At 34.0% G+C, this 12,838-nt stretch carries 14 protein-coding genes; 9 read left to right on the top strand and 5 right to left on the bottom strand.

Annotation, left to right across the window (positions count from 1 at the left end; translation table 11 throughout):
- The first annotated feature begins 151 nt into the window (after positions 1–151).
- On the top strand, positions 152–1,006 hold the full coding sequence (locus tag JEP71_RS03510) for a D-amino-acid transaminase (protein WP_198619803.1): 855 nt from the start codon (positions 152–154) through the stop codon (positions 1,004–1,006).
- Between the two features lie 110 nt (positions 1,007–1,116).
- Here the strand turns inward: JEP71_RS03510 and JEP71_RS03505 are convergent, their stop codons facing one another.
- Positions 1,117–1,677 (bottom strand): helix-turn-helix domain-containing protein, encoded by a 561-nt coding sequence (locus JEP71_RS03505; protein ID WP_109373834.1) that lies wholly within the window; start codon positions 1,675–1,677, stop codon positions 1,117–1,119.
- An 85-nt stretch (positions 1,678–1,762) separates the two neighbouring features.
- Here JEP71_RS03505 and JEP71_RS03500 point away from each other — a divergent pair, with 85 nt between their 5' ends.
- Positions 1,763–2,425 carry an AzlC family ABC transporter permease gene (locus JEP71_RS03500; protein WP_109373833.1) on the top strand — a complete coding sequence of 221 codons (663 nt, stop codon included), beginning with the start codon at positions 1,763–1,765 and terminating at the stop codon, positions 2,423–2,425.
- The gene (locus JEP71_RS03495) at positions 2,422–2,751 is read left to right on the top strand and encodes an AzlD domain-containing protein (RefSeq protein WP_109373832.1); all 330 of its coding nucleotides are present in this window, start codon (positions 2,422–2,424) and stop codon (positions 2,749–2,751) included. The genes JEP71_RS03500 and JEP71_RS03495 overlap by 4 nt, the downstream gene beginning before the upstream one ends.
- An 84-nt stretch (positions 2,752–2,835) precedes the next feature.
- On the opposite strand, the gene JEP71_RS03490 is transcribed toward JEP71_RS03495, so the two are convergent.
- The 3 genes from JEP71_RS03490 to JEP71_RS03480 form a co-directional block, all read right to left on the bottom strand.
- Positions 2,836–4,239, bottom strand: coding sequence for an ATP-binding protein (locus JEP71_RS03490; protein WP_198625773.1), 1,404 nt, complete (start codon positions 4,237–4,239; stop codon positions 2,836–2,838).
- The gene (locus JEP71_RS03485; RefSeq protein ID WP_198619805.1) at positions 4,240–4,905 is read right to left on the bottom strand and encodes a response regulator; all 666 of its coding nucleotides are present in this window, start codon (positions 4,903–4,905) and stop codon (positions 4,240–4,242) included.
- Between the two features lie 688 nt (positions 4,906–5,593).
- The gene (locus JEP71_RS03480; protein WP_198625772.1) at positions 5,594–6,325 is read right to left on the bottom strand and encodes a hypothetical protein; all 732 of its coding nucleotides are present in this window, start codon (positions 6,323–6,325) and stop codon (positions 5,594–5,596) included.
- A gap of 162 nt (positions 6,326–6,487) precedes the next feature.
- Between JEP71_RS03480 and JEP71_RS03475 the strand changes: the two genes are divergently transcribed.
- From JEP71_RS03475 to JEP71_RS03450, 6 genes are all read left to right on the top strand, one after another.
- Positions 6,488–6,826, top strand: a complete 339-nt coding sequence (locus tag JEP71_RS03475) for a DUF5713 family protein (RefSeq protein ID WP_109373828.1) — start codon at positions 6,488–6,490, stop codon at positions 6,824–6,826.
- A 242-nt stretch (positions 6,827–7,068) separates the two neighbouring features.
- The gene (locus JEP71_RS03470) at positions 7,069–7,347 is read left to right on the top strand and encodes a DUF2798 domain-containing protein (RefSeq protein ID WP_109373827.1); all 279 of its coding nucleotides are present in this window, start codon (positions 7,069–7,071) and stop codon (positions 7,345–7,347) included.
- Between the two features lie 173 nt (positions 7,348–7,520).
- Positions 7,521–8,612: an NADH:flavin oxidoreductase/NADH oxidase gene (locus JEP71_RS03465; protein WP_198625771.1), complete on the top strand. Its 1,092-nt coding sequence runs from the start codon at positions 7,521–7,523 to the stop codon at positions 8,610–8,612.
- 255 nt (positions 8,613–8,867) lie between these two features.
- On the top strand, positions 8,868–9,497 hold the full coding sequence (locus JEP71_RS03460) for a CatB-related O-acetyltransferase (RefSeq protein ID WP_198619809.1): 630 nt from the start codon (positions 8,868–8,870) through the stop codon (positions 9,495–9,497).
- Positions 9,498–9,905: 408 nt separating this feature from the next.
- Positions 9,906–11,648, top strand: coding sequence for a YadA-like family protein (locus JEP71_RS03455; protein ID WP_198625770.1), 1,743 nt, complete (start codon positions 9,906–9,908; stop codon positions 11,646–11,648).
- 134 nt (positions 11,649–11,782) lie between these two features.
- Positions 11,783–12,100: a hypothetical protein gene (locus JEP71_RS03450; protein ID WP_198619811.1), complete on the top strand. Its 318-nt coding sequence runs from the start codon at positions 11,783–11,785 to the stop codon at positions 12,098–12,100.
- A gap of 229 nt (positions 12,101–12,329) precedes the next feature.
- Here the strand turns inward: JEP71_RS03450 and JEP71_RS03445 are convergent, their stop codons facing one another.
- On the bottom strand, positions 12,330–12,740 hold the full coding sequence (locus JEP71_RS03445; protein WP_023581781.1) for an acyl-CoA thioesterase: 411 nt from the start codon (positions 12,738–12,740) through the stop codon (positions 12,330–12,332).
- Positions 12,741–12,838 lie beyond the last annotated feature (98 nt).

The raw sequence follows: 12,838 nt of genomic DNA, 5'->3' as shown, positions 1-12,838 counted from the left end.
TAGCAATTTTTGCTTATATAACATGACTTAGTTACATAAAACTATAATTAAAAAGAGGTAAGGATGAGGGGAGCATCTTTAAAATAGAAAATTGAAGGAGTAAGGTAGTGAATTGAGATAGATTGTTAATAAAATTTATAACGGAGGTAAAATGTCTGATATCGTGTATTTAGACAGTCACTTTGTACCTAAAGAGCAGGCTAAAATATCTGTTTTTGACCGTGGTTTTTTATTTGCAGATGCCGTTTATGAAGTTACTGCTGTTATTGATGGTCAGCTCATTGACTTTAATGGGCATTTTCAACGCTTACAGCGTTCATGCAAAGAATTAGGTTTATCGCTTCCTATTACCAAAGAGTTGCTAATTGATGTTCATCATCAACTTATCGAAAAGAATAATCTTCATGAAGGGCTTATTTATTTACAAATAACACGAGGTACTGATTCCTCTCGTTTTTTTGATTTTCCATCTTCATCTGTTCCTTCCACAATAGTTGCTTTTGTACAACATTCAACAGTTGTTAATCATCCTAATGCAAAAAAAGGGATTTCAGTAATCAGTGTTGAAGATATTCGTTGGCAACGTTGCGATATTAAAACAGTGGCATTATTAGCGGCGTGTTTAGCAAAAAACTATGCACATCAACAAGGTGCTGACGATGCTATTTTAATTAAAGATGGCTATATAACAGAAGGCAGTTCAAGTAACTTTTTTATTGTTAATCGTGATAATGAAATTATTACACGGCCGCTAAGTCAGGATATTTTACCTGGTATCACACGCCAAGCGATTATTCAATTGGCGCAAGAAGAAGGGCTTAAAATAACAGAACGTCGATTTACACTTGATGAAGCGAAAAAAGCAAAAGAAGCTTTTATTAGCTCTGCGACTACATTAATTTGGCCAGTTATTTCAATCGACAATGAAGATATAAATCAGGGAGCCGTTGGGCATTTATCTCAACGATTACGAGAGATTTACCTTGATAAAGCACTTAAAAAATAATTGTCTAGACAGACATTCTCTATCGAATTTATCGCACTGCTTTCAGATTTTTATTGCTATATAGCAGTGCGGTAAATTTACCATTTACTATGTTAATTCGTTTTACTATGTTAATTATGATGCTCAATAATCATGACGGCAGTTGTATCTGGCTCTAAAGCTCGTAATACATGAGTGACGTCACCGGGATAGCAAATATAATCACCGGGTTGTAATTCTTGTTGATTATCTAAAGTACCTACCATTGCGCTTCCACTGATAATAATAATATGTTCAGTCACATTTTTACTGTGAGGATCAGAGACTCTATCTTTCCCAGGTTGTGCAATCACGGTGTATATATCGCGCTTTGCGCCTACAGGGCAGGATGAAAGTAAAAAAGCATGATAGTACGCTTTTTCTGCACTAATTTTAAAGCCATCACCTTTACGGATCACCTTAACTTCAGGTTGTGGTGCTGAAATAAGTTGAGAAAAAGGAATATTTAACGCAACACAAATTGCCCAAAGTGTTTCAATACTTGGATTTCCTTGTCCCGCTTCTAATTGAGATAATGTTGATTTTGCAACACCAGCTCGTCTTGCTATTTCAGCAAGTGAAAGACCCGCTTTTTTTCTTTCTCTAGCTAGTGCTTGAGAAATAATTTCAATAGGCGCACAAGGTGATGACATCATAGCTTCCTTCAAAAATCATCTTGCAAAAAAATAAATCGTTCAGCATAATGAACGAATGGTTCGATAAAAAATACTATATTCTATGCAAATTAACAGTCGTCTTGATAATAACGTACTTAGAGATATTGTGCTTGTTTCATTAGCTGACGGTATTGTCGGTATCTCTTATGGTGCTTTAGCTCACACACAGGGTTTTGATTTTTGGGTGCCGTTGGTGTTATCCATTTTTGTTTTGGCGGGCGCTTCTGAATTTCTTTTTATTGGCGTTGTGGCAATGGGAGGAAGTGCAATATATGCGGCTCTTGCAGGATTAATGGTGAATGCACGACATATTCCTTTTAGCATGGCAGTAAAGGATTTACCAGGAAAAGGGCTTAAATCATTATTAGGTTTTCATATATTAAATGATGAGAGTGTTGTATTTGGTTTATCTCAACGTACCGCTGAACAAAATAAATTAGCATTTTGGGCTTGTGGGTTAGGAATTTTACTTGTTTGGCCTTTGGGAACCATGCTTGGTGTTTACTTGGGGTCATTTATCGTAGATATAAAGATGCTAGGGCTGGATGCGATGTTTCCAGCTATTATTCTCGCATTAAGTTTGCCAGCATTAAAAAATAAACTAACACGTCATGCTGCAATCATAGGGAGCATTATTGCACTCGTAACCACATTATTCCTTCCTGCTGGAATACCTGTTTTATTATCGCTATTAGGCGTACTGTTTGTGATAAGGAAAATATAATGTCCACAGCTTCTATTATTACAGGAATTATTATTCTTGCTGTTGGTACATACGCCATGCGTCTTTCCGGAATATTGCTCAATAATAAAGCAGGTGTATCAGAGAGGGTTAAAGAGCTCCTCTCATTATCTGCGATTGTTATTCTGTTTTCGGTGGCGATGACATCGACATTTTTTGATGGTGACCAACTTGCTGATATTTCAAAAATTATTGGTGTTGGTGTCGCGGGAGTACTTACTTGGCAGAAAAAGCCCTTTATTATGATTGTCCTTAGTGCAGCAATAGTGACAGCAAGTCTACGTTGGTTAATTAATCTTTGGGGATAACACTCATTAGAGCCTCATCGCGATAAAATAAAAGGAGGTATAATTACCTCCTTTATTCTGGAACATCGGTTATCTATCTATTTATTAATCGTTTTCTGATGATTTAGCTTCTAAAGGTAGAACAATAATAAAGCCAATTCCTTTATTATTCAGTCCTTCAGTAACAATGAGTGATGCTTGAATTTTATTAGCGAGATTTTGTGCAATAGATAGACCTAATCCGCTACCTGTTTCGTTAGAGCCAGGAACGCGATAAAAACGTGAAAATAGAACATTAATATGTTCTTTTGCGACACCAGGGCCATTGTCACGCACGATAACATGTATCCCTTCGGCGTATCGATTCTCAATAGTTACCTCAACTTGGCTACCTTCAGGGCAATATTTTATGGCATTATCAAGCAGATTATTAAATATAGAGAGTAAAGCCTGTTTATCTGTTTTAAGTGTTAAACTTTGGCCTTCATTAAGTGATAACTCAATATTTTTAGTAATCGCATAAGGAACGCGCTGTGCTATTGCGTTTCCAATGACGTTATAGATATCAATAGATTCTATTTTTAATGGGAAATCGTCACATTCTAATCGCGCCAGATCAATTAATTGATGAGAAAGTGCTGCTGCTCTATCAAGAGATTGTTTCATATCATCAATAATTTCTTCACGCTCTTGCTGATCATCGACTAAAGAAAGCAGGTGTAATTGAGCAATAACCGCAGCTATTGGTGTTCTTAATTCATGGGCGGCATCGGCCATAAATTGTTTTTCACGAATATTAGCAGCGTCAATTCTTGCCATTAATTGGTTTAGCTCTTTAAAGATAGGGCGAATTTCTTTAAATTGCTGACTGACATTAATAGGCGTTAAATTACGTGGTTTACGATTAGAAATAAGTTCTGCTGCTTGTCTTAAAGGGCGTAAACTAAAATAAGCAGTAATTAAGATTGCAAAAATAACAGTTGCGAGAATAAATAGAAAAGGAACAAAGGTGCCTTCAACAGGGTTACCAATAACATGGCCTCTGTCTTCAACCGATTCACCGATAAACACTTTTATTTTATGTTTTTCTCCCCAGCTAAAAGAGAGTATCCACTTTTCACCTGCGACAGACACTTTTTCTGATGCTAATGAAAGTACTCTTGTAGGGATAGGCAACTCAGGACGATTAGTATAAATCAGAGTATTATTTTCATCTAAGGCAATAAACCACGGTAAATATTGTAGTTCATCATCTTCACCATTAAGCATGGCGTCGATATACATGCCTTGTAAATTATGAGCGACTTCTTTGAGAACTTCAGGCTGGTCAGCAACAATCTCTAAGGTATTAGCAAAACCCTCAGCAATAATTTCTTGCTGTTTGTTATACACTTTTTCGAACTCAGCAAGATAATCAAATTGTATCCAAGCTAACCAAACGCCCCAAAGCATAACGATGGAGATAATCTGAAGGACAATGGTGTAAATAAAGAAGGAGCGGATCTTCATTTAATTAGTTTCTTTTTTTAATAAATAACCTACGCCACGAACCGTGATAATACGTTCTTTGCCTATTTTTCTCCGTAAATTATGCATATGTACTTCAAGGGAATTGCTCTCAATTTTATCGTCTAAACCAAATAAACGCTGTTCCAACTCTGATTTACGCACCACATTGTCAGTATTACGCATTAATTCATATAATAGTTGGTATTCTTTACCTGATAATAAAAGCAATTCGTTATTTAAAGTGACTTGATGGTTTGCTGGATTAAGTTGTAAATCGCCAATAGACCATATTTGTGAAGAAAAACCGGCCATTCTACGACTAACCGCTTTTACGCGAGAAATAAGTTCAGGCATAGCAAAAGGCTTTGGTAAAAAATCATCTGCGCCTGAATCTAATGTTTGTACTAAATTATCAATTTGAGTGCGGGCAGTTAAAATAATAATCGGAATTTTCTCGCCACTTTTTCTAAGTGCAATCAGCTCATCTTGCCCATCACCATCAGGTAGACCTAAATCTAATAGCATTAAATCAAAAGGGCGTTGACTTAATTGAACACGAGCATCCGCAAGCAATCTGACCCAACATGGTTGAAAACCAGCAATTTCAAGCCCGCGACAAAGCGCTTTACCGAGTTGTAAATCGTCTTCAACTAATAAAATATTCATAATAATACCTACCTAAAATCGTCTTAAGAAAGTATAAGAGCCAAATAAAAATTGAGCAATATAATAAAATGTAAAGCAAGGTTTGATTAATGAACTCTTAATGTAAGATAAATTTTTATTTAATACGGTTTACTAAAAATAAATGACTAGAATTTTCAGGAATGGATTGAGATAAGTATGCTATTTATTTCATATTTATCACGTTAAGGCATTTAATGTTAAATTTAAAGATCTATTTTAGATAGAATTAGCATAATTAATCTAATGTGAATAATAAATACTTCACTCTATTATGCTAAGGTAACTTAAATACTTTATTTAAGATACTTTAGGTTTAAAAGAGAAGATTATTAAAAATTAACATTGACTAAATAAGTTTTTATATTTAAAACAATATAAATATAAAATATCAATTTTATTGAATAATATAACTATTAAATTTATGTCTTATTCTTTTATTGAAATTGGATAACTGTTTTAATATATCCCTGTTGTGCAATATTTTTATTAGATTTAAATTATTTACTCTATTCATCTATACTCTTGCAGTAAAAATTAACTACTTGAAAGGAATTGATTTTTTAATAAAAGGAATTTACATGAAATTAGATGGTGTTATTTAGTATAAATTAAATCATTCTGTGTCAGAAATGCTCCCAACCCTCTGGGAGCATTTCACATGATGTTATCACTGACAAAGTGAGTTATCCCACAACATTAAGTTAAATGGTAAATTTAATGGCGCCACTAATTCATTCACCGTGGTTTGAAGCTCTGCTTTTGCTTGAATCAGTCTTTGTTTATCTATATCAGGAATAAAGTTATCTTTTGCTGGTAAATCATCTAATGTGTACTCTTCCACCAAAACGCCATTAGCCCAACGTTGAAATAGCCAATAACTTTCTGGCATCAATGTATATTTTGTACCATCAATAATTGTTGTTTTATCTTCCTGATAACGAAAGGAAATAAGCTGATTTGCAACATTATCCCAAATCCAACCTTTGTATGTTCCATCCTCTAATCGATTTATCGACCAATGCATATCATCAGGTTGATAAAAATACAGCTCAGTTAATGCAACATAAGGTGTGGTTTTTGTTGATAATGAGGCTTGAATAAGACCATCAGTAAAATAAGAAATATTAAGCGTTTTATTATCAATGTTCAGTTCAATACTGCAAGTATCCCAATGTGTTATTGTTAAACCTTCTTTAGTTGGTTTTTCTGGAATGGAAATCACGGCATCTGTTGCATCATCTTCTGCTGATGGGTAGTAATGACCTGTAATATATTCACCGTTATTGCCATAGAAGTACCATGTCGCTAAAGGTGAGTTTTGGAAATATTTATTAATGATCAAAAAAGAGAGCAGTGCAATCGTCAAAAAAAGAAATATAAATCGTATTTTTTTAGCCATTTTAATTAATTGCCTATTTTCCGTTTGCTGGTCAGAATTCTATAAATTCATAGAAATAAAAGCGAGACATTTAATTAATAAACGTAATATACTTTCCCGTAATTAAGATAATAAGTGCACTTTAATGACCTTAAGATAAATACTTAGATAAGGATATTTTTCATGATTAAAAATAAAGTACTTGCCGCACATTATTTTTTAAAGGGAATGGACAATGATAATTATTATCCAACACACCTTGTAAAGAAAGGGCAAGATTTACTAAAAGCACTTTGTGTAAAAATAGAAGCGACTTCACCTAAAAATTTGGCAGAACTTTATATTCTAACGCAAGAAACAACAGATCAATTTAATGAGTTAGCGGAAGAGTTTTATGAAGAAAATAGCGAAATTGAAACAGTAGCAAGAGAGTGTATTGCTGAGGATTTTTGCGTTATCGCTGATGAATACGGTTTTGAGAATGCTGATATAGAAGAGTTAATTGCAACACGAGATTGGTAGGGAAAAGATGAGAAAACCGTATCGTGTTTTCTCATTTTTCACTAATCTTAATTTTATCAATTATCACCTAAATGATAATGAGAATAATTTAGTTGACAAAGAAATATTTATTAATAAACTAGCTCTCAGTTTGGTCAAAAAGACTCGTAAGCGTTTACGTTAATCAACGCATATAACTTTTTTAGCCTGTTGTATCGGCAGTTATGTGCTGTTGTACAATCGTATTATTGGAGTCTTTATCTATGTCTTTTCATGACAAAAATTACTTTTTAGGTATTCCTAAACTTCCTACTCGAGCAATGATTTTTCTTGTTCCCTTTTTCCTTTCTTTTATCATGTCAGGTATTGTTGCTTTTATTAGTACCGTCAAATCGTTAGGAATGGGAACATACGTTATCTCCCCGTGGTTAACTTCTTGGGGGATCTCTTGGATGATTGCTTTTCCTACTGTTTTATTCGTCTTGCCGATCGCAAGACGCTTTTCACTGTTATTGGTGAAACCAGCCAAATCTAATGATTAATTAAAAAAGAGATCAGCAATTGATGCTGATCTTTTTGTTTTTCACAATGTGAAGTAAACCATCGCCTAAATGAATAAGATCCGATAGCCTTAAACTTGTATATTTAAATGGTATATCGAAAAGCGAAGATATTTTTCTTTGCATAAATTCTTATTGATAGCAGGAGGCTTTAAATGAGTTTGTTGTTCTCCCCTAAAAAACTAGGCCCCCATCAGTTAGATAACCGTATTATCGTTGCACCTATGTGCCAATATTCAGCACAAGAAGGTTACCCGACAGCATGGCACACGATACATTACGGGCAGCTAGCATTATCAGGTGCTTCGCTAGTGATTGTTGAAGCAACAGCGGTTGAGCCTAGAGGTCGTATTAGTTATAAAGATTTAGGTATTTGGTCGGATCAACATGGCAGTGAATTAAAAAAACTTGTTGATAATGTTAAGCAATATTCATCTGCAAAAATTGGTATACAGATTGCACATGCAGGACGTAAAGCATCGACCGATGTACCTTGGAATGGCGGAGCGTCATTAGCGCCAGATTCTCCTAATGGATGGCAGAAAGTTGCACCTTCAGAAATTCCTTTTGGAAAGAATCATCAGCCTCATGCTTTGGCTATTGATGAAATTGAAGAAATAAAACAAGCTTTTGTTGATGCTGCGAGAAGAGCGGAGTCAGCAGGATTTGATGTAATTGAGATCCACGGTGCTCATGGATATTTATTGCATGAATTCTTATCTCCATTATCAAATCACAGAATGGATCAATACGGTGGCGATTTTAATAATCGTAGTCGGTTATTAGTGGATGTCTTTGTCGCCGTGAAAAATGCAGTTTCTGATAATGTTTGTGTTGGTGTCAGAATTTCTGCGACAGATTGGGTTGAAGGCGGTTGGGACTTAGAAAGTGCGATTGCGTTAACACAACATCTTGAAGAATTAGGTTGCCATTATATTCATGTTTCTTCTGGTGGATTATCAGAAAAACAAGAAATTAAACTAGGTCCTAATTATCAAGTACCATTTGCTCAAGCAATTTATAATGAAACGCAACTACCTGTTATTACTGTTGGTCTAATTACTGAGCCAGAACAAGCCGAAGCCATTTTACTTACAGAGCAGGCTGATTTTATCGCTTTAGGCCGAGGTATTCTTTATGATCCTCGTTGGCCTTGGCATGCGGCGGAAAAACTCAAACAAACCATAAAAGTGGCGCCTCAATATTTACGTTGTGCGCCTCATGGTAGCAAAGACTTTTTTAAATAGTGATACCAAGCCATGGGGAATAACAGGGTGTTATTCAGGGGAACCGTGGCTTTTTCTTTAATAACCGTTATGATGATGCGCATAAACAGCAAGCATAATTGAATTGCGTTGTAATAATTGGTCGTAAATAAGATGAAAAAAAATCCCTTATTGCTTCAACCAAGGATTGCTTAAGACGATGTGTTTTGAATGCGAACACATCATCAGAGAATTAAGCATTCTTTGATGACTCATTAATTTATTGCGAGTCATATTATGAAAAATAAACATTGGTCGCGTGTAGAATATCTACACGAAACGGTTAAAAATAAAAATATTATCATCAAAGGACAACACAGCTATTACAGTGATTGTTGGGATGAGGGTTTTGAGACCTCTGTTGTTCGCTATCTTTATGGTGATGAAGCTAGTCTGCAATGGGAGCCATTGTGGGAAATTGATAAATTATATGTTGGCGATTATGTCTGCATTGGTGCGCAAGCCGTCATATTAATGGGAGGAAACCATACACATCGTATGGATTGGTTCTCTCTTTATCCTTTTATGGATAAAATTGAAGAGGCATATATTGGTAAAGGTGATACTCATATTCATGATGGTGCATGGATAGGAATGCGTGCAATGATAATGCCTGGTGTGACGGTTGGAGAAGGTGCTATTGTTGCGGCTAATAGCGTTGTTTCCAAAGATGTTGAACCTTATAGCATTGTTGGAGGAACACCCGCACGACACCTTAAATATCGTTTTGAGCCAAAAGTTATTGAGCAACTTTTATCTTTAAAGATTTACCAATGGTCAGAAAAGAAATTTGATGCTCTGAGGCCTTATTTATGCCAATCATCAATTGATAAATTATTAATTGCAGAAGCGAAATTTATTGAGTAAAACAAAATCCCTAAACGTAACCACGTTTAGGGATTTTTACTTAGATACTATTTTAATATAAATTAATCATATCACTAAAAGATAAAAAATAATGTTGTTTTTTTATTTGATCTCTATCTCAAATTCCAAAATATTTTAATTTCATTAAAATACTTATTATTTTAATTTTTCATGTTTATTTTTTATTTTTTATTATTTATGATTTTTCTTTAGTGGTTGATTTTATTTTAAAAATAAAAATTAGTTATTTGTTTTTTTATTAAATTTAAAATCATCTAATGATGTTACTATTTATATTTAATAGAATCGTCAAGAGTTATTAAGTTGTTTTATAAGATATATAATGTGTAAAAAATAAAATACATATTACTCTATATGTGAGTTTATTAATTTTGGAGTGATATAGGTATGGTTTGTAATATAAATTTTAAGATAAAACTATTAGTTATTATATTATTTTCATCTACTTCTTCCTATGCCAATAATACCACGTTATTAGGTGGAAATAGTAAAGCAGATGGTAATGAATCGACCGCGGTTGGATATAATACATGGGCTCATTCAGACCAATCAACCGCAATTGGTGCTAACGCGGGAGCAGAAGGTAAAAATGCAACGGCAATAGGCCATAAAAGTACAGCAATAGGAGATAATGCGATGTCATTGGGAAGTGGTGCAATGGCAATCGGTGACGGTTCTCTTTCTATTGGCTCTCAAGCTTATAGTGAAAATAAAGATTCAATTAGTATAGGGAAAGGGGCAATAAATAATGCTGAAAATGGGGTTATTTTAGGTAGTGGCAGTCGCCTTTCTGATAATGCAGATAATTCAGTTATTATTGGTAGCAAATCTTCAGGATCAGCAAGTAATGCAATTATATTAGGCGATAACAGTAGTAATAATCGCAATAATACATTATCAATCGGTAGTGATAAAAATCAGCGACAAATTATTAATGTCGCAGCAGGTACAGAAGATAACGATGCTGTTAATGTTTCTCAATTAAGAAAAGAAAAAGATAATATTCTTATTGAGGCAGATAAGCGTATTAATGACAATAACCAGAATATTTATAATAGAATTGAGCAAGAAAAAGATCGCATTCTTAAAGAGACAAATAATCAAATAAATGATAATAATAAAATAATAAAAGGCGATATTACTAAAGCAAATGAGGAGGTGCTAAAAAGAAGTGAAACAAAAGCAAATGAATTAGCCAATAGTGCAGAGAAGAAAGCAAATCAATATACTGATAGTAAAATAGAAAAACATCAAGAGAATACGATTAATTATATCAATGAAGCAAAAAACGAATTTCATATCTATAGTGAAAATAAATATGCTGAAATAAAATCAGGCGTTGAAGATTATACTAATAATCGAGTGGATGAAATGAAAGGTAATATTGAGAAAAACACCAATGATAAAATTACCAAATCTGAAAATAATATTAAAGAATATACCAATAATAGAATTGTTGAAGTTGAGAATAGTGGTAAAGGATACACTGATTTTAAAGTCAATGAACATCATGAAAAAACAGTAGAACATATCAAGAATACCCGAGATGAAATAACATCATTGACAGAAGGGCGAGTTATAAAATCTGAAAAAAATGCCAATAATTATACTGATATAGAAATCAGTAAAATTTCCACAGGTATTGAGGGTGCAATAAATAGAAATAACGAAAAAATTACAAAAGAGCGTGAAAAATATATTACTCAAAAAGGAAATGAATATATCAATATCACCAATACTGTTATCAATGAAAGAGATGAGTCCCTAAGAGAATACATTGATTCGTCAAAAAAAGACTCTATTTCTATTGCGAATGAATATACCAACAATAAGATTAAGAATATCTTTATTGATAATGATGTTGCGCTCAATAATATGGATAACAAAATAGATAAAGCTGACAAAAGGGCAAGTGCAGGTATTGCCTCTGTTGCGGCAATGGCCAATATTCCTTATGTGACTAATCATACTTTTAGTTTAGGTGTGGGAGTGGGTAATTATCGCGATGCTAATGCCCTTGCAACAGGTGCTCAGTATCAAATAACAGAAAGTGCCATTATTCGTGTCTCTGCTTCATGGAATACAGAAGATCGCGGTGTTGTCGGCGGAGGTGTTTCTTATGGTTGGTAAAGCACTTTTATATTGTGCTCAATAGAATGAAAAAATAGAGATAAGGCTGTTTCTTTTTTATCTATCTGCTAGCTTTTATGGCTTGGATTTGAATAATAAAGGTAACAGCCTTTGTTTTCTATAATGAGCAAATTATGATCTTTCTTCATTCGGGTGGTGGCGCTTTTGAAAAACAAACAAGAGTTAATCAGGCCGCAACAGAAAAAGCACAAGAGATTGCTAAAAGTAAGATAAAACAAGTGGTGCAACTTAGATCACTTGCAGACTTTCCTGTTGATATTGAACAGATTGGGGTGATATTACTAATTGAGCCCACTATTGAGTTAGCGCTTGAAGTGGGGCGACAGTATTCACAATCTACGGATATTGTTATTGCTGAAAGTGCAACTGTAGGAAGGAAACTGACTATTTGTCAGATTGAGTTTGCAGTAACAAAAATCTGTGTTCTCTGATTTTTGAACTTAATCAGTTATCCACATTAACTGTGGATAACTCTTGTCTTACATGTTAGTAATCTTATTATCTATTGATTTTATTGGATATTTTATGTTGATTGAAAAATATCCATTTAAATTAATGTTCTTACTCTTTGTTATTATTCAAAATAATAAATCACATTATAAAATAATGCAGTTTTTAATTAAGAGAGATAAAAAGTATGATAAATCTCTCTATAAGATGCTATTTATCGAATAATGGCGTTGGTTTACCGTCATGATCAACCGCAACGAAATTAAACTGACCATGGATCACTTCTTCACGGCCTTCTGCGTACATATCTTCAAGAAAAATAGAAACATTTACCGTCAAACTTGTACGTCCAACACGAATAACTTCACCCACTAATTCAATAATCGTACCCGATGGAATAGGGTGATTAAAATTTATTTTTTCAGTTGAAACCGTCACTAGGCGTTTACGGCTAAAGCGAGTGGCGGTAATAAATGAAACTTCGTCCATCCAAGCTAATGCAGTGCCACCAAAGAGTGTTGAGTGATGATTAGTCGTGGTGGGGAATATGACTTTAGATACACGGGTGACTGAATTTTTAATTTTATCTTGTAGCTCAGGAGATAAGTCAGAGATGGACATAACAATAAAGCCTTCTTCTTTTATACTATAGGGGAGAAATTCCCCACAGTATAAAATAGAGTAAATTGAAAGCAAAGTAGATGAATGGCTGATTATGC

The organism is Proteus sp. PR00224, from assembly GCF_016238105.1.
In the GTDB taxonomy this organism is placed as follows: Bacteria; Pseudomonadota; Gammaproteobacteria; order Enterobacterales; family Enterobacteriaceae; genus Proteus.
The sequence above is the reverse complement of the archived record's forward strand: the minus strand, read 5'-3'. Positions and strand labels throughout refer to the sequence as shown.